The following is a 15,630-nucleotide window of genomic DNA, read 5'->3' on the forward strand; positions in this document are numbered from 1 at the left end:
CCGGCACAGACACCATGTGCAACTTAACCGATATCGGGTACTGATTCAGGTCATATTGACCATCCCGTTCCGGGCGCTCGCATTGATAGACATGCCGGTGTCAGCCGACATGACTGCCGCGAGAGAGCGAAAGAGCCAATGCATCGAATTCACCGCATCACCCTCGACGACGCGTTGCCGCTGTTGGCCGCGGGCCGGGCGAAAGCCGAGGAAATCGGCGTCAAGCAGACACTGTGTGTATGTGACGACGGTGGCAACGTCGTTGCGCTGCACCGGTTGCCGGGAGGCCGGCTCACCGGCGTGGACATCGCCATCGCGAAGGCGTTCACCGCCGCGGGTCATGAACGCGCCACCCACTTGTTCAACGAACCGCCGAACGGTCCGGCGCTGCCCGGAAACGAGGCCTTCGGCATCAGCCACATGCTGCCCGGTAAGTTCGCGATCTTCGTGGGCGGGTTTCCGCTGGTGTTCGACGGCCAGATCGTCGGCGGTGTCGGGATCAGCGGGGGAAACGGCGAACAGGACAAGGCCGTGGGCGCGGCGATGCTGGCGGAGTTCGAAGCGCTGACCGCATCGGTCGCTCGCGCGTGACCTGCTGTGCACCATGACCCGCCAGGGGTGTGATCGCCGGTGATTATGACCATGGCAGCCGCCCCGGAACGCTGGTTAATCTTCCTGGTACCCAAGTGTTTTCACGAAAGGATTGATCGATGACCCAGCTGCTCGGGCGCGACGAGTTTCGCGCCGAACTCGAGAACGCCATCAAGGGCCGGGAAGCCAAGAACGCGTCGTTCTCCAAGGCGTGGGCGGACGGCAAGCTGCGCAAGGACCACTTCGCCCGGTGGGCCGAGAATCACTACCACTACGTCGGGCCGTTCGCCGACTATCTGGCCAACATCTACTCCAACACTCCCGACGAGTTCACCGGCGCAAAAGATTTCACGCTGCAGAACATGTACGAGGAGGAGCTGGCCGATATCCGGCACACCGACCTGCTGATCAAATTCGGCGAAGCGTGCGGGACGACGCGCGAGCGGATCGAGGATCCGTCGAACATGAACGCGATCACCCGCGGTCTGCAGGCCTGGTGCTACGCGGTGTCCGCGCGCGAACACTTCGTGGTGGCCACAGCGGCGCTGGTGGTCGGGCTGGAATCCCAGGTGCCCAGCATCTACACCAAGCAGATCGTGCCGCTGCGCGAGGTGTACGGATTCAGCGAGGACGAGATCGAATTCTTCGATCTGCACATCACCTCCGATGTGGTGCACGGCGAGCGCGGCTACCAGATCGTGCTTGACCACGCCGACACCCCGCAGCTGCAGCAGCGGTGCCTGCAGTTGGTGCGGTGGGGTGCCGAGATGCGGTTCTCCTACACCAAGGGCCTCTACGACTACTACGTCGCGCCGGATCTGGAATCGGCAGCGGTCTGATCACCCGGACCCGCCGCCTCGGCAGAAAGGTTGCGCTATGACCGCGGAGTGGATCGCGGTGGCGAGTACCAAGGATCTTGGCCGTCGCCGCAAGCTGCGCGTCGAGATCGACGGTCTGGCCATCGCCCTGTTCGAGGCGGCGGGGCGGGTATATGCCTTCGCCGACAGCTGTGTTCACCAGGACCGCTCTCTGGTGAAGGGAACTTTGTTGCACGGCAAGGTGATCTGTCCCGGTCACCAATGGCAGTTCGACCTGGAAACCGGATATGAGGAGAGCCAGGACCGCTGTCAGCCCACCTACCCGGTGCGGGTCGAGGACGGCACCGTCTACATCGACCTTTCGGCGCGGATGAACTCCGTGACCGCCGGATCAACCAGAGAGGACGCCAAGGCATGAGCCGTCGAACGTTCGTGACCGTCGGAGCGGGACAAGCCGCCGCGGTGGCCGCCCGCACGTTGCGCCGGCGTGGTTTCGACGGCCGCATCGTCCTGGTCGGCGACGAACCGCATGCGCCCTACCAGCGTCCGCCGTTGTCGAAGGAATTCCTGGCCGGCACCGACACCTTCGATGCGCTGCAGATCCTGCCCGAGACCTGGCGGGCGGACAACGATGTCGAGATCGTCACCGGGGTCGAGGTGAGCCGGGTCGATCCGGCTACCCGCACCGTCGAACTCGCCGGGCACCGGCCCATCGGTGCGGACGCGGTGTTGTTCGCCACCGGTGGGCGACCCCGCACGCTGCCGGTACCCGGGCCGCGGCCCGAACTGGTGCACTATCTGCGCACCGTCGACGACGCCGGGCGGCTGCGGCCCTCGCTGACTCCCGGGCGTCGGCTCGCGGTCATCGGCGCGGGCTTCATCGGACTGGAAATCGCCGCCACCGCACGCGGTCTCGGGGTCGACGTGACCGTCCTGGAGGCCGCGGAGGTACCGCTGGCCGGCATTCTCGGACCGCGGATGGGGGCCGAGGTGGCCCGCATCCACCGCGCCCGCGGCATCGACCTGCGCACCGGCGTCGGCGTCGAGGGGTTGCGTACCACCTCGGCCGGCGTCGTCATCGCCTGTCGGGGTGGGCGGACGCTGGAAGCCGATGCGGTGGTGATCGGCGTCGGCATCGATCCCAACACGGCGGTGGCCGCGGCCTCCGGTCTGAGCATCGAGGACGGCATCGTGGTGGACGCGCAGGGCCGTACGCCGATACCGAACGTCTATGCCGCAGGCGATGTCGCGCGCCGCTTCTCGGAGCGGGCCGGGCGGCACGTCCGGGTCGAACATTTCGACAACGCCAACAAACAGGGGGCCGCGGTGGCCAACGCCATGCTGGGCCGCGAAGCCGTCAACGATGACGCGCCATGGTTCTGGTCCGATCAGTACGACCACAACATCCAGTTTCTCGGCGCCGCGACCACCGAGGTGGTCATCCGCGGCGATACCGACGACCACGAATTCACCGCCTTCTACCTCGACGGCGACACCCTGCGCGGGGTGTTCACCGTCGACCGTGGCGAAGACGTGATGGTGGGCCGGGAACTGCTCGGCCGCCGAGTCGATCCGGCCGTGCTCGAAGACCGGGACGCCGACCTGACCGAACTGTTGGACGCCGAGGAGGTGGCGCAGTGAGTCTCCATGATGGAGCCAATTTCATTGACGGGCAGTGGGTTCCGTCCGCATCGGGCCGGACCTTCACCCGGCGCAACCCGGCCGATCCGGATCAGGTGATCGGCACCTTCCCGGCATCCGACGGGACCGACGTCGCCGCCGCGGTGGACGCGCTGGAGAAGGCGGCGCCGGAATGGGCGGCGACACCGCCCGAGCGGCGCGCCGCGATTCTGGAATCAGCGGCCGCGCAACTGGAGTCACGCACCGCGACGTTGATCGCCGAGCTGGTCGCCGAGGAGGGCAAGACCACCGCCGAGGCCACCATGGAGGTCAGCCGGACTCCGGCCAACCTGCGCTTCTACGCCGGCGAGGCCACCCGCGCCACCGGGACCACCTATCCCGCCGCCGGTGACGGCCTCGTCTACACCATGCGGGAACCGGTGGGCATCGTCGGCGCGATCACCCCGTGGAACTTCCCGTTCAACATCCCGTCGCGCAAGATCGGGCCGGCCCTCGCGGCCGGTAACCCGGTGCTGTTCAAGCCCTCCGAGATCACCCCGCTGATGGGCCAGCGCCTGGTCGAGGCGCTGTTGGACGGCGGGCTGCCGCCGGCCGCCATCGCGCTGGTACAGGGCGACGGTGCGGCGGGCGCGGCGGTCGCGGCCGAGCCGCGGGTGGCGGCGGTGACGTTCACCGGTTCGACGGCGGTGGGCCGCGAGATCCACCGGCAGGTCGGCCCGCAGCGGCGCGTGCAGTTGGAGATGGGCGGTAAGAACCCGGTGGTGGTCGCCGAGGACGCCGACCTCGACGGCGCCGCGGCGCTCATCGTCAAGGGCGCGTTCGGGCTCAGCGGCCAGGCCTGCACCGGAACCAGCCGGGTCATTGCCGTCGACGCGGTCCACGATGCGCTGCTGGACCGGGTGGTGGCGAAGGCCGAGGCGCTGCGGGTCGGGCCCGGCGACGAGCCGGGGGTCGGCATGGGGCCGCTGGCCAGCGCCGCCCAACTTGACAAGTTCCTGCACTACGTGCAGACCGGCATCACCGAAGGCGCAACCCTGCGCTGCGGCGGCACCACTCTCGGCCATGGCGGCTACTTCGTCCGCCCCGCGGTGTTCGCCGATGCGCTGCCGAGCATGCGCATCGTGGCCGAGGAGGTGTTCGGTCCGCTGATCGCCTTCCAGCGGGCGGCCGGCCTCGACGAGGCCGTCGAACTGGCCAACGCCACCGAGTACGGGCTCAGCGCGTCGATCGTCACCTCGAACCTCGCCGCCGCAACCCGATTCGCCCACCGGTCGAGGACCGGGCTGGTGAAGATCAACCAGCCCACCACGGGCATGGCGATGAACGCCCCGTTCGGCGGCTACAAGGCGTCGAGCACCCAGACCTACAAGGAACAGGCGGGTGCCACGCTGATGGAGTTCTACACGCTCGAGAAGACCGTCTACCTCACCCCGGCCGTTTAACCAGGAGCTGCAATGGAATTCCAGCGAGTCGCCCGCTCGGGCCAGGTACCGGAAGGCATGGTGCGGCGCTTCTTCGCCGGCGAGCACGAGTTCGCGGTGGCCCGCCTGAACGGCAAGGCCTACGCGACCTCCAACTACTGCACGCATCTGGACTGCATGCTGTCCTCGGGGAGGCTGGTCGACGACGGCATCGGATGTTCCTGCCATGGCAGCGCATTCGACCTGGAGACCGGTGAACCGATCTGTCCGCCCGCGACCGTGGCCATCAAGACCTACCCTGTGCAGGAACGTGACGGTGAGATCTTCGTCGGGGTCGAACCGGGGGAGATGCCGGTCGGCCCGCGGCGCCGACGCAAGGGAGCGTGATGGACCACCCGCAGCGCCCGTCGGCCCTGTCGACGGGCGGCATGGTCAGCTCGAGTCATCCGGCCGCCAGCTTCGCCGGCGCCAGGGTGCTTGCCGACGGCGGGAACGCGATCGACGCCACGCTCGCCATGGCGGCCACCACCTGGTTGGTCCTGCCGGGGCAGTGCGGCATCGGCGGTGACGCCTTCGCGGTGGTCCGCGAACCCGACGGCCGGGTGTGGACAGTCAACGGATCCGGGTTCGGGCCGGACGGCGGCACCGGACAGTTCTACCGCGAGCGGGGCCTGTCCACGATCCCGCTGCACGGGGCGCTCGCGGTCGCGGTGCCGGGGGCGCCCGCCGCGCTTGCGGCATTGCATTCGCGGGGCGCGACCCGCCCGCTCGGCGAACTGTGGGAACCCGCGGCGCGGCTCGCCGATACCGGGCTGGCGTGCTCGGCCAAGACCGCCGCCGACCTCAGGGAGACACTCACGGCGATCCGCGCCGATCCGGGTCTCATGGCGGTGTACGGGCGGTCCGGGGAGCCGGCCCGGCTCGGGGACCGGCTCGGTCAGCCGGACCTGGCCCGCACCATCCGGCGGCTGGCCCGCGACCCGGGCGACTTCTACACCGGCGAACTCGCCGAACGTGCCGTGTCGACGCTGCGCCAGGCGGGTGCGCCGTTCAGCGGCGACGAATGGGCGGCCGGCGCCGCGGTCGAACCCGAACCCGCGATCACCGGCCGCTACCGCGGCGCCACCATCCACCAGACCCCGGTGCCGACGCCCGGCTGGATGGTGCTGCACCAGGCGGCCCTGTGCGACGGTGCGGTCGGATCCGAGCCGTGGCTGGGGGCCGCGGCCATCGACCGGATGGCCAGGGCCGCGCGGCTGGCGTTCCAGGACCGGTTCACACTGTGCGGAAGCGATACCTCCGGACCACGGGATGTGTTGGATCGCAACCGGATAGAACGACAACGAGCCGAATTGGCGGCGGCGAGCGAGGATCGGTCGGCGTTCACCGTCGCCGGGGGCGACACCACCTGCACGGTCGCCGTCGACAATGAGGGGCGGGCGGTGACGTTCATCCACTCGCTCGGATTCACCTTCGGTGCGGCGCTGACCGTGCCGGGCACCGGCGTGGTGCTCAACAACCGGCTCGGCCGCGGCGCCTACCTGATTCCCGGGCATCCCAACGAGGTCGCCCCCCGGCGCAAACCCCTGCACACCCTCAACGCGTGGATCGCCACGGGGGACGACGGCGAGTTGCTCGCCCTCGGCAGCATCCCCGGCGGGGACGGGCAGGTGCAGTGGAATATGCAACTGATCTCCCACCTGTTCGACCACGGGCTCGACCCGGCCGGTGCCGTGGCCGCACCCCGGTTCACCGTGTTCCCCGGATCGGACGCCGAAGTGGTCGGCGAACCCGCCGAACTGCGGGTTGAGGGCAGGATCCCCGAGCCGGTCCTGGCCCAGCTGCGGGCCGGGGGCCACCGGGTCGTCGAACAGCCGTCCTGGGGTGCCGGCGGCAGCGCGCAGGTGATCCGCCGCGACCGACGCGGAGTGCTCAGCGGTGCCGCCGATCCCCGTCAGGAGGGGATCGCGCTCGGTGTCGACTGACCCGTGCACCGATCCGCGGCCCGGGTCCGGCGTCGCGCTGTGACCGCCTGCCCAGCAGGCACATTGAGGCGTGCACGGTGCACAGCGACCGCTTGCCCACCAGGACACTGTGTCCTTTGCCTTTGGTCGGGCCAGTCTCTAATTTTCTAGTGTAATCCCGATCACAGAGCCGCCCGGTTCTGCGCTTTCGTGACCGAACAGCCACCGTCTCGACCGTAGCCGTCATTCAGTCCGTGCCGGCGTACCGAAGCCAACCGGAGATAACATGCACCTTTCCGCCGCACATTGGGTCTACCTGATCGGCGTGCTCTCGCTGATCGGTTTCATGATCGCCCGCAAGGGTGTTTTGGTTCCCGCCATCATCGCGACGTTCGCGACGGCATGGGTCTACACGGGCGACTTCGTACAGGGCATCGGCAGCGTGTTCAGCGCCAGCGCCGTCGCGACGACCGAATTCCTGAACATCTTCCTGGTGCTGGCCGCGGTGATGGCGATGGTCGGTGCGATGAAAACCATTGGCGCCGAACAGCGGATGGTCGCTCCCATCGCCCGGTTGATGAAGAACGGCATGGTGTCCTACTTCGTCTTGTTCGGTGTCACTTACCTGCTGTCGATGGTGTTCTGGCCGACGCCCGCACTGGCACTGATTGCGCCGTTCCTGCTGCCTGCCGCCATTCGGGCCGGCCTCTCGCCGTTGGCGGCGGCCATGGCGATCGCGATCGCAGGCCAGGGTATGGCGCTCGCGTCCGACTACGTGATCGGAGTTGCTCCGGGCCTTTCGGCCAGCGGTGCAGGTGTTTCGGCCGATCTGATCGCCAATCGTGCCCTCGTTCTGAGCTGGGTGGTAGGCGCGGTCGCCGTCACCCTGACCTTTGTGCTGCACGTTCGGGTCGGCGGACTGCAGCGGATCCGGCGCGGCGTGGTCAATCGGCGGACCACCGTCGCCTCCGGCGGGGCCGTCGAGTCGGTCGCGGCGGTCGGAACGATTCCGGCCGGGGGCGGTCAGGCGCTGGCAACCAAGGTCAGGCCGCAGGCGACGGGCCCGGCGGACGGGCCGGACACCCTTGCTGACGAGCCGGCCGACGAGAAGGCCGACGATGCGCAGGACGGGTTTCCGACCCGGCTGTTCGCGATCGTCGTCCCGATCGCCTTCGGGGCACTGGTCGCCTACATGCTGGTGGGCAAGTTCACCAGCTGGGTACCGGCACCGGAAAGCGGCAATGGCGCCGCGCTCGTCGGCGGGCTTGCCCTGATCCTCACGCTGGTCTTGGCGCTCACGACCGGCGGCAAAGGCCGTCTCGAACATGTCGGCGATCATTTCGTCGACGGACTGGTGTTCGCTTTCCGGGCCATGGGCGCGGTGATTCCGGTCGCCGGCTTCGTCCTCATCGGAATCGCCGATTTCGCCGGCAAGATCATGCTGCTGCCCGAGGACGCCACCCCGCCCTCGATCCTCTTCGACATCATCCTCAGCGGAGAGCGTCTCATCCCCGACAATCAGGTGCTGATCATGTTCGCCATGTTGGTGGCGGGCATGATGATCGGTCTGGACGGGTCGGGCTGGACCGGTCTGCCCTTCACCGGTGGGCTGGCTGATGCGCTTGCCCATTCGTCCAGCCCCGAAACCACCGCCACTTTGGCCGCCATCGCCCAGAACGCTGCCGGCTGGACCGGCGGCGGAACTCTGATCATCTGGTCCTCGCTCGTCGCCGTCGCCGGCTTCACCGGAGTCCCCGTCGCCACGCTGGTGCGCCGCCTGTTCGTCCCGGTCGTGGCTGGATTGATACTGAGTGTCGTTGTTGCAGGGCTTATTTGGTGAATAACAAGACTGAACCATTGCAGTGGAAAGGAAACCGATCGATGACCATCGTCAAACCATCCGTCGACCTGACCGGAGATGTCGTGATCGTCACCGGCGCCGCTGGTGACATCGGCACCGAGTATGTGTGCGCCCTGGTGGCGGCGGGCGCGGATGTCGTCGCGACCGACGTCGCAGCGGCCGAGGGCACGGGCCAGGACCTCGCCCAACGGGCTACCGAAATTGGCCCGGGCAAAGCCATTTTCCGGGCCGGTGACGTGACGTCCGACGCTGACCTCGCCGACATCGTCGCATTGGCGGTCGACCGATTCGGTGGACTCGACGCGTTGGTCAACAACGCCGCCGTCTACCGGGGGCTCGGGCCGAAACGACCGCTCGGAGAACTCAGCACCGACGACTGGGACACGGTGCTGCGCGTCAACGTCCGCGGCACCTGGCAGGCCATCAAGTCGGCCGTGCCGGCGTTCGTCGAGCGGGGCGGGGGCCGGGTGGTCAACATCAGCTCCACCGTGGCCAGGGCGGGCGTCCCGGGTTTCGCACACTACGTCGCATCGAAGGCCGCGGTGGACGGGTTGACCCGCGCAGCGGCAAAAGAGCTGGGAAAACACAACATTCGGGTAAATGGTGTGGCACCGGGCCTGGTGTCCGACTCTGCCACCGAGGCGATCAACCCGGACGGCTATGCTGCGCGCTCCGCTCAAACCCGTGCACTGGCCCGGGAGATGACCCCGGAAGATCTGGTCGGTGCCGTGCTGTGGCTCGCGGGCCGGGCAAGCGGTTTCGTCACAGGTCAGACCATTCTGGTCGACGGCGGCCAGGTGTTCGCATGACCACCGTGCTGGCCGAACCGGTCGAGCCCGCGGTGTGGGGCAGCGAAGAGGACGCGGCGCCAGTGGATCCCACGCTGCTCGCACCGCTCGGCCACATTCCCGCGACCACTCCGCGCGCACTCGACCAGGCGGTCGCCGCGGTGCGGACGGCGCTCCCCGGCTGGGCCACCGATCACCGCAGGCGCGGCACCGTGATGCTGCGGTGGGCGCAGAACCTCGTCGACCACGCCGAGGAACTGGTCCGGGACCTGGTGGCGCAAACCGGGAAACCGGTGGGTGAGGCGCGGACCGAAGTGCTCGGCGCCGCCGAGGCGCTGCGCTACAACGCCGGGCTGTGCCGGCACATCGGCGGGCACGCCGGGAGCCTGGCGGACGGCAACATGCTGCACGTCGTCCGCGAGCCGGTCGGTCCGTCGGCCTTCATCGTTCCGTGGAACTGGCCCGTGCTGCTGCTTCTGCGCGATCTGTCCCCGGCGCTGGCGGCCGGGGTCACCGCGGTGATCAAACCCTCGCCGCAGACGGCGTTGGTGACTCGGCGCGCCGTGGAACTCGGTTACCGCGCCGGCGTGCCGGAAGACGTTGTGCGGGTGGTCATCGGCGATGCGGCGGTGGGTGATGCACTGGTGCGGCACCCGATGGTGCGAGCGGTGTCGTTCACCGGGTCCACCGATGTCGGTAGGCGCATCATGAGGACCGCGGCGGAGAATTTGACCCGCCCGTTGCTGGAGCTCGGCGGTAAAGGCGTGGCGATCGTGTTCGGCGACAGTGACATCGACCGGGCCTGCGATGCGATTCTTTCCTCGGCGTTCATCACCGCGGGCCAGATGTGCATGGCGTGCACCCGGGTGCTGGTGGATACCAAGGTTGTCGAGCGGGTGACCGCGCGGTTGGTCCAGGGTGCCGGTGCGTTGCGGGTGGGCGACCCGCGGTCGGAGGAGACCGACGTCGGTCCGCTGATCTCGCAGGGCCATGCCCGGCGGGTGCTGCAGGTGCTCGACGGAGTCCGGCGTGATTCCACCGTTCTGGTCGGGGGAGAAGAGCTGCACCCCGACGGGCTGCCGGGAGGGTTCGTCGCACCGGCCGTCGTCACCGACGTCGACATGAATTCACCTGTCGTACAACAGGATGTCTTCGGACCGGTGGTCACGATCGAACCCTTCGGTCACGAGGACGATGCGGTGGCAGCCGCCAACGCGACGCCGTTCGGCCTGGTGGGTGCGGTGTGGACGGCCGACGTCGGTCGGGCCTGGCGCGTGGCGTCCGCGGTCGCGGCGGGCACGGTCTGGGTCAACGGCTACAACAGGTCCGCGCCGGAGATGCCGAGCGGAGGGTTCAAGGCCTCGGGTCTCGGACGTACCCGTGGGATCGAGGGCATCGAACAGTTCACCGAGGTAAAGAGTGTCCACTTCTCGCTGGACGGTCCCCGGGAATGAGCCCCCGACCGACGACCGATATGCCCACCGGGGTCCGCTCGGCCGCGCGGCGGATCCGTGACGGCCGGCTGACACCGGTGGATCTGCTGGAACTGTCGATTGACCGGATGCGGCAGGTGGATCCGCACCTTCGGGCATTCGTCGCATTCGACGAGGAGCGGGCCCGCGAGGACGCCTCGACGCTGACCCGGGAGGCCGCCGCGGGCCGGTTCCTGGGCCCGTTGCACGGCGTCCCGGTGGCGGTCAAGGATGTGATCGACGTGGCCGGAATGCCGACCCGCGGTGGCTCGCGAGTCACCGATCCGGCCCCTGTGACCGTCGACGCTCCGGTGGTCCGACGGCTGCGCGCCGCCGGTGCGCTCATCCTCGGCAAGACCCGCACCCACGAGTTCGCCCACGGCGTCACCACACCGCCGAGCCGCAACCCGTGGGATCCGGAGCGGATACCGGGCGGTTCGAGCGGCGGTTCGGCGGTGGCCGTCGCCTCCGGACAGTGTCTCGCCGCGATCGGCAGCGACACCGGTGGATCCATCCGCGTCCCAGCGGCCCTGTGCGGGGTGTCCGGATTGCGTCCGGCCCGCGGCGACGTGCCCACCGGCGGCGTACTCGAGTTCTCACCCCGGTTGGACACCTGCGGACCCATCGCCCGCGACGCGCTCGATCTGAAGCTGTTGTTCGAAGTCCTCTCGGGCCGCGCCGGGCCGGAGTCCACCACGGTGGACGGCATGCGCATCGGCACCGTCGGGCGCGCCGAACTCGGCGAGCTGACACCGGGGGTGGAGGAAAGCGTCGCCGGGGCCGTCGAGGAATTGGCGGCGACCGGCGCGAACGTCCGATCCGTCGACGTGCCGCCGTTCCGATCGTGGAGCGCCGCCCGCGCGGTCTACGTGCTGACGGACTTCCTGGAGGTACACCGCCGGGCGGGGTTCTATCCGCAGCGCCGGGCCGACTACAGCGAGGAGGTGGCGAGCTACCTGAGCCAGGCCGAGCGCATCACGCCGGCGGCGCGTGCTGCCGCGGTCGACGATCTGGAGCGGCTCGCCCGCGGGCTGCAGACCGCGCTGGCCGACGTCGACGTCCTCGTCCTGCCGACCACCCCGATCGGTGCGCCCCGGGTGGCCGACTGTGAGTTTGATCCGCGGGCACAGGGGCGCGCGAGCATCATCGAGACCCTGATGCGGCTGTGCGGGCCGTTCAGCTGGTGCGGCCTGGCCGCCGTCACGGTGCCGTGCGGTACAGATTCGGCGGGGCTGCCGGTGGGGCTGCAGATCGCCGGCCGGGATGTGTCGACCGTGCTCACCGTCGCCGCTGCCTACCAGGACCGGACAGCACACCACCTCGCGCGGCCGGGCCCGCTCGCGACGGTCTGACATCGAGCCTGCGTGGAGATCGTCATCGGGGGCAGAATCACGATCTCAGCGCAGGCTCGGCGAATCGGGGGCGTGAGCGGCGGCAATTTGGTGCATTGCCGGTGCTCACCTACTATGTATGGGTTGCCTTGGGTAGACCCTGGCTGACAGCTGTTCCGGTCAGCCTCGCGTGCCCATAGGGGACAAGACCGCGCACGACCAGGTCGGAATCTGGCGTGCATAGAAAACCCAGGTCAGGAGATCGAGTGATTCAGCAGGAATCGCGGTTGAAGGTCGCCGACAACACGGGCGCCAAGGAGATCTTGTGCATCCGCGTACTCGGTGGCTCGTCGCGACGCTACGCGGGCATCGGTGATGTCATCGTCGCAACCGTCAAGGACGCCATCCCCGGCGGCAACGTCAAGCGCGGCGATGTCGTCAAGGCCGTCGTGGTGCGCACCGTCAAGGAGCGCCGCCGGGCCGACGGCAGCTACATCAAGTTCGACGAGAACGCCGCCGTCATCATCAAGCCCGACAACGACCCGCGCGGTACCCGCATCTTCGGGCCGGTCGGTCGTGAGCTGCGCGAGAAGCGCTTCATGAAGATCGTCTCGCTGGCCCCGGAGGTGCTGTAAATGAAGGTGCACAAGGGTGACACCGTGCTGGTGGTCTCCGGTAAGGACAAGGGCGCCAAGGGCAAGGTCATCGCGGCCTACCCGGAGCGCAACAAGGTGCTGGTCGAAGGTGTGAACCGGATCAAGAAGCACACCGCCGTCTCGCAGAACGAGCGTGGCGCGTCGTCGGGTGGCATCGTCACCCAGGAGGCCGCCATCCACGTCTCGAACGTCATGGTGGTCGATTCCGACGGCAACCCGACCCGCATCGGCTACCGCGTCGATGAGGAGAGCGGCAAGAAGGTCCGTGTCTCCAAGCGCAATGGCAAGGACATCTGAGATGACCACAGTAGAGAAGACCCAGCCTCGGCTGAAGGCGCGCTACCGCGAGGAAATCCGCGACGCGCTGCAGAAGCAGTTCGAGTACGGCAACGTCATGCAGATCCCCGGCGTGGTCAAGGTCGTCGTCAACATGGGTGTCGGTGACGCCGCCCGAGACGCCAAGCTGATCAACGGCGCGGTCAACGACCTGGCGCTGATCACCGGTCAGAAGCCGGAGATCCGCAAGGCCCGCAAGTCCATCGCCCAGTTCAAGCTGCGTGAGGGCATGCCCATCGGCGCCCGCGTCACGCTGCGCGGTGACCGGATGTGGGAGTTCCTGGACCGGCTCATCTCCATCGCACTGCCCCGTATCCGCGACTTCCGCGGTCTGTCGGCCAAGCAGTTCGACGGCACCGGCAACTACACGTTCGGGCTGAACGAGCAGTCGATGTTCCACGAGATCGACGTGGACTCCATCGACCGGCCCCGCGGTATGGACATCACCGTCGTCACCTCGGCGACGACCGACGACGAAGGCCGTGCGCTGCTGCGCGCGCTGGGCTTCCCCTTCAAGGAGAACTGAGCATGGCGAAGAAGGCGCTCATCCACAAGTCCAACAAGAAGCCCAAGTTCGCGGTCCGCGCGTACACGCGCTGCAACAAGTGCGGCCGTCCGCACTCGGTGTACCGCAAGTTCGGGCTGTGCCGCATCTGCCTGCGCGAGATGGCGCACGCCGGCGAACTGCCCGGTGTGCAGAAGTCCAGCTGGTAACAAGCGACTGATCGGCAGCACCCCGTGGGAGCGCACGCTCTCGCGGGGTGCTGCCGATTTCTGGTCTCTGCCGGCGCGCGGGTCGCGCCCGCGTTGGCCTCAATCCGGCGATTTGGCTCTGAGCTGCCAGTTGTCTACACTGGACCGGTTGCCTGTGGCTATCGGCTCAGGTGAGTCGGTATGTGCCGCCCTCGGGTGTCACTGCTGACGTGCGGCCCCTGACCGGCAATCGCCGGTCAGGAAAATGCTTCGTAGTAGGCCCACGATACGACGTGCTCCGCCATCGAGAGATGGGACCGGCACGCGTGTGCTGCATGGGAACCGCCGCGAGAGAGGTTGATTGACGCTGTCATGACAATGACGGATCCGATCGCAGACTTTCTGACACGTCTGCGCAACGCCAACTCGGCGTACCACGACGAGGTGACCCTGCCTCACTCGAAGATCAAGGCCAACATCGCCGAGATCCTCAAGAAAGAGGGCTACATCACCGACTACCGGACCGAAGATGCCCGGGTCGGTAAGGCGCTCACCGTGCAGCTCAAGTACGGCCCGAGCCGCGAGCGCAGCATCGCAGGCCTGCGCCGGGTGTCCAAGCCCGGTCTGCGCGTGTATGCGAAATCCACCAATCTGCCGCGGGTACTCGGCGGCCTGGGCGTGGCGATCATCTCCACGTCCTCGGGCCTGCTCACCGACCGCCAGGCAGCACGACAGGGCGTGGGCGGCGAAGTCCTCGCATACGTGTGGTGAGGGGGTAGAAGACATGTCGCGTATTGGTAAGCAGCCGGTGGCGGTTCCCTCCGGCGTGGACGTGACCATCGACGGTCAGAACGTCTCGGTCAAGGGCCCCAAGGGCACGCTGGTCCTCGACGTCGCCGAGCCGATCTCGGTCTCGCGCGATGACGACGGCGCCATCGTGGTGGCCCGCCCCGACGACGAGCGGCGCAACCGCAGCCTGCACGGGCTGTCGCGCACCCTGATCGCCAACCTGGTGACCGGTGTGACCGACGGTTACACCACCAAGATGGAGATCTTCGGGGTCGGTTACCGCGTGGTGGCCAAGGGCAGCAACCTGGAGTTCGCGCTCGGCTACAGCCACCCGGTGCTGATCGAGGCGCCCGAGGGCATCACCTTCGCGGTGGAGACGCCCACCAAGTTCTCGGTGTCGGGCATCGACAAGCAAAAGGTCGGCCAGATCTCGGCGGTCATCCGTCGTCTGCGTCGCCCGGACCCGTACAAGGGCAAGGGCATTCGCTACGAGGGTGAGCAGATCCGCCGCAAGGTCGGAAAGACAGGTAAGTAACCATGGCTACTACTGCAGAAAAGCGTAAGCCGGTGGGCCAGAACATCTCCGAGACCCGTCGCAACGCACGGCTGCGTCGTCACGCACGCCTGCGCAAGAAGGTCTCCGGCACCGCCGACACCCCGCGTCTGGTGGTCAACCGTTCGGCACGGCACATCCACGTCCAGCTGATCAACGACCTGGAAGGCGTCACGGTGGCCGCGGCCAGCTCGATCGAGCCCGATGTGCGCGCCGTCGACGGCGACAAGAAGGCGCACAGCGTCCGTGTCGGTCAGCTGATCGCCGAGCGGGCCAAGGCAGCCGGGGTCGAGAGCGTGGTGTTCGACCGTGGCGGCTACAGCTACGGCGGCCGGATCGCTGCGCTGGCCGACGCCGCGCGTGAGGCTGGGCTGAAATTCTGATGACTGTCAACGAGAGGACTGCATGATGGCCGAGCAGGCAGGAGCCGCTCCGGCGTCGGAGAATCGTGGCCGTGGTCGTCGTGACGACCGTGGCGGCCGCGGCGGCCGCGACAGCGGCGAGAAGAGCAATTACATCGAACGCGTGGTGTCGATCAACCGGGTTTCCAAGGTCGTCAAGGGCGGCCGTCGGTTCAGTTTCACCGCGCTGGTCATCGTCGGTGACGGCCACGGCATGGTCGGCGTCGGCTACGGCAAGGCCAAGGAAGTTCCGGCCGCCATCGCCAAGGGCGTCGAGGAGGCCCGCAAGGGCTTTTTCCGGGTTCCGCTGATCGG

The 15,630-nt window shown here is 68.0% G+C and carries 18 protein-coding genes and 1 pseudogene; all 19 read left to right on the forward strand.

Translation table 11 applies throughout. From position 1 onward, the window contains the following. Positions 1 to 138 precede the first annotated feature (138 nt). The gene (locus ACWDTP_RS20310) at positions 139 to 591 is read left to right on the forward strand and encodes a GlcG/HbpS family heme-binding protein (RefSeq protein WP_450022985.1); all 453 of its coding nucleotides are present in this window, start codon (positions 139 to 141) and stop codon (positions 589 to 591) included. A gap of 119 nt (positions 592 to 710) precedes the next feature. After that, positions 711 to 1,430, forward strand: a complete 720-nt coding sequence (locus ACWDTP_RS20315; RefSeq protein WP_450022987.1) for a TenA family transcriptional regulator — start codon at positions 711 to 713, stop codon at positions 1,428 to 1,430. A 37-nt stretch (positions 1,431 to 1,467) separates the two neighbouring features. After that, complete coding sequence (locus tag ACWDTP_RS20320; protein WP_450022989.1) at positions 1,468 to 1,827, forward strand: Rieske (2Fe-2S) protein; 360 nt, start codon at positions 1,468 to 1,470, stop codon at positions 1,825 to 1,827. Further along, positions 1,824 to 3,050 carry an NAD(P)/FAD-dependent oxidoreductase gene (locus ACWDTP_RS20325; RefSeq protein ID WP_450022991.1) on the forward strand — a complete coding sequence of 409 codons (1,227 nt, stop codon included), beginning with the start codon at positions 1,824 to 1,826 and terminating at the stop codon, positions 3,048 to 3,050. The genes ACWDTP_RS20320 and ACWDTP_RS20325 overlap by 4 nt, the downstream gene beginning before the upstream one ends. Next, positions 3,047 to 4,492, forward strand: coding sequence for an aldehyde dehydrogenase family protein (locus ACWDTP_RS20330; RefSeq protein ID WP_450022993.1), 1,446 nt, complete (start codon positions 3,047 to 3,049; stop codon positions 4,490 to 4,492). Before ACWDTP_RS20325 ends, ACWDTP_RS20330 begins: the two co-directional genes overlap by 4 nt. Positions 4,493 to 4,504: 12 nt before the next feature. Further along, positions 4,505 to 4,858 (forward strand): Rieske (2Fe-2S) protein, encoded by a 354-nt coding sequence (locus ACWDTP_RS20335; protein ID WP_450022995.1) that lies wholly within the window; start codon positions 4,505 to 4,507, stop codon positions 4,856 to 4,858. Further along, a complete protein-coding gene (locus tag ACWDTP_RS20340; protein ID WP_450022997.1) occupies positions 4,858 to 6,456 on the forward strand; it encodes a gamma-glutamyltransferase family protein in 1,599 nt (532 codons plus the stop codon). The genes ACWDTP_RS20335 and ACWDTP_RS20340 overlap by 1 nt, the downstream gene beginning before the upstream one ends. A gap of 265 nt (positions 6,457 to 6,721) precedes the next feature. After that, positions 6,722 to 8,275: a permease gene (locus tag ACWDTP_RS20345; RefSeq protein WP_450022999.1), complete on the forward strand. Its 1,554-nt coding sequence runs from the start codon at positions 6,722 to 6,724 to the stop codon at positions 8,273 to 8,275. A gap of 41 nt (positions 8,276 to 8,316) precedes the next feature. Further along, positions 8,317 to 9,105 carry an SDR family NAD(P)-dependent oxidoreductase gene (locus tag ACWDTP_RS20350; protein ID WP_450023001.1) on the forward strand — a complete coding sequence of 263 codons (789 nt, stop codon included), beginning with the start codon at positions 8,317 to 8,319 and terminating at the stop codon, positions 9,103 to 9,105. Next, positions 9,102 to 10,538 (forward strand): aldehyde dehydrogenase family protein, encoded by a 1,437-nt coding sequence (locus ACWDTP_RS20355; RefSeq protein ID WP_450023003.1) that lies wholly within the window; start codon positions 9,102 to 9,104, stop codon positions 10,536 to 10,538. Before ACWDTP_RS20350 ends, ACWDTP_RS20355 begins: the two co-directional genes overlap by 4 nt. After that, positions 10,535 to 11,908: an amidase gene (locus tag ACWDTP_RS20360; protein WP_450023005.1), complete on the forward strand. Its 1,374-nt coding sequence runs from the start codon at positions 10,535 to 10,537 to the stop codon at positions 11,906 to 11,908. The genes ACWDTP_RS20355 and ACWDTP_RS20360 overlap by 4 nt, the downstream gene beginning before the upstream one ends. 245 nt (positions 11,909 to 12,153) lie before the next feature. Further along, positions 12,154 to 12,522: a 50S ribosomal protein L14 gene (gene rplN, locus ACWDTP_RS20365; protein ID WP_067091049.1), complete on the forward strand. Its 369-nt coding sequence runs from the start codon at positions 12,154 to 12,156 to the stop codon at positions 12,520 to 12,522. Further along, positions 12,523 to 12,840, forward strand: coding sequence for a 50S ribosomal protein L24 (gene rplX, locus ACWDTP_RS20370; RefSeq protein ID WP_450023007.1), 318 nt, complete (start codon positions 12,523 to 12,525; stop codon positions 12,838 to 12,840). A gap of 1 nt (position 12,841) precedes the next feature. Next, complete coding sequence (gene rplE, locus ACWDTP_RS20375; protein WP_450023009.1) at positions 12,842 to 13,405, forward strand: 50S ribosomal protein L5; 564 nt, start codon at positions 12,842 to 12,844, stop codon at positions 13,403 to 13,405. A gap of 2 nt (positions 13,406 to 13,407) precedes the next feature. Next, entirely contained in the window at positions 13,408 to 13,593 is a 186-nt protein-coding gene (locus ACWDTP_RS20380; RefSeq protein ID WP_450023011.1) for a type Z 30S ribosomal protein S14, read from the forward strand. 351 nt (positions 13,594 to 13,944) lie between these two features. Continuing rightward, positions 13,945 to 14,343, forward strand: coding sequence for a 30S ribosomal protein S8 (gene rpsH, locus ACWDTP_RS20385; protein WP_450023013.1), 399 nt, complete (start codon positions 13,945 to 13,947; stop codon positions 14,341 to 14,343). A 13-nt stretch (positions 14,344 to 14,356) separates the two neighbouring features. Then, a complete protein-coding gene (rplF, locus tag ACWDTP_RS20390; RefSeq protein WP_450023015.1) occupies positions 14,357 to 14,896 on the forward strand; it encodes a 50S ribosomal protein L6 in 540 nt (179 codons plus the stop codon). A 2-nt stretch (positions 14,897 to 14,898) separates the two neighbouring features. Further along, positions 14,899 to 15,297: a 50S ribosomal protein L18 gene (rplR, locus tag ACWDTP_RS20395; RefSeq protein WP_450023017.1), complete on the forward strand. Its 399-nt coding sequence runs from the start codon at positions 14,899 to 14,901 to the stop codon at positions 15,295 to 15,297. Positions 15,298 to 15,322: 25 nt separating this feature from the next. Then, a pseudogene (locus tag ACWDTP_RS20400) lies at positions 15,323 to 15,630 on the forward strand (30S ribosomal protein S5); the annotation flags it as partial.

The sequence above is a fragment of the Mycobacterium sp. NPDC003449 genome, assembly GCF_053588415.1.

What these genes read in the sequence shown, in the direction of transcription:
- ACWDTP_RS20310 (WP_450022985.1), top strand. Translation starts at nt 139, where the DNA reads ATGCATCGAATTCACCGCATCACCCTCGACGACGCGTTGCCGCTGTTG.
- ACWDTP_RS20315 (WP_450022987.1), top strand. Translation starts at nt 711, where the DNA reads ATGACCCAGCTGCTCGGGCGCGACGAGTTTCGCGCCGAACTCGAGAAC.
- ACWDTP_RS20320 (WP_450022989.1), top strand. Translation starts at nt 1,468, where the DNA reads ATGACCGCGGAGTGGATCGCGGTGGCGAGTACCAAGGATCTTGGCCGT.
- ACWDTP_RS20325 (WP_450022991.1), top strand. Translation starts at nt 1,824, where the DNA reads ATGAGCCGTCGAACGTTCGTGACCGTCGGAGCGGGACAAGCCGCCGCG.
- ACWDTP_RS20335 (WP_450022995.1), top strand. Translation starts at nt 4,505, where the DNA reads ATGGAATTCCAGCGAGTCGCCCGCTCGGGCCAGGTACCGGAAGGCATG.
- ACWDTP_RS20340 (WP_450022997.1), top strand. Translation starts at nt 4,858, where the DNA reads ATGGACCACCCGCAGCGCCCGTCGGCCCTGTCGACGGGCGGCATGGTC.
- ACWDTP_RS20345 (WP_450022999.1), top strand. Translation starts at nt 6,722, where the DNA reads ATGCACCTTTCCGCCGCACATTGGGTCTACCTGATCGGCGTGCTCTCG.
- ACWDTP_RS20350 (WP_450023001.1), top strand. Translation starts at nt 8,317, where the DNA reads ATGACCATCGTCAAACCATCCGTCGACCTGACCGGAGATGTCGTGATC.
- ACWDTP_RS20355 (WP_450023003.1), top strand. Translation starts at nt 9,102, where the DNA reads ATGACCACCGTGCTGGCCGAACCGGTCGAGCCCGCGGTGTGGGGCAGC.
- ACWDTP_RS20360 (WP_450023005.1), top strand. Translation starts at nt 10,535, where the DNA reads ATGAGCCCCCGACCGACGACCGATATGCCCACCGGGGTCCGCTCGGCC.
- rplX (WP_450023007.1), top strand. Translation starts at nt 12,523, where the DNA reads ATGAAGGTGCACAAGGGTGACACCGTGCTGGTGGTCTCCGGTAAGGAC.
- rplE (WP_450023009.1), top strand. Translation starts at nt 12,842, where the DNA reads ATGACCACAGTAGAGAAGACCCAGCCTCGGCTGAAGGCGCGCTACCGC.
- ACWDTP_RS20380 (WP_450023011.1), top strand. Translation starts at nt 13,408, where the DNA reads ATGGCGAAGAAGGCGCTCATCCACAAGTCCAACAAGAAGCCCAAGTTC.
- rpsH (WP_450023013.1), top strand. Translation starts at nt 13,945, where the DNA reads ATGACAATGACGGATCCGATCGCAGACTTTCTGACACGTCTGCGCAAC.
- rplF (WP_450023015.1), top strand. Translation starts at nt 14,357, where the DNA reads ATGTCGCGTATTGGTAAGCAGCCGGTGGCGGTTCCCTCCGGCGTGGAC.
- rplR (WP_450023017.1), top strand. Translation starts at nt 14,899, where the DNA reads ATGGCTACTACTGCAGAAAAGCGTAAGCCGGTGGGCCAGAACATCTCC.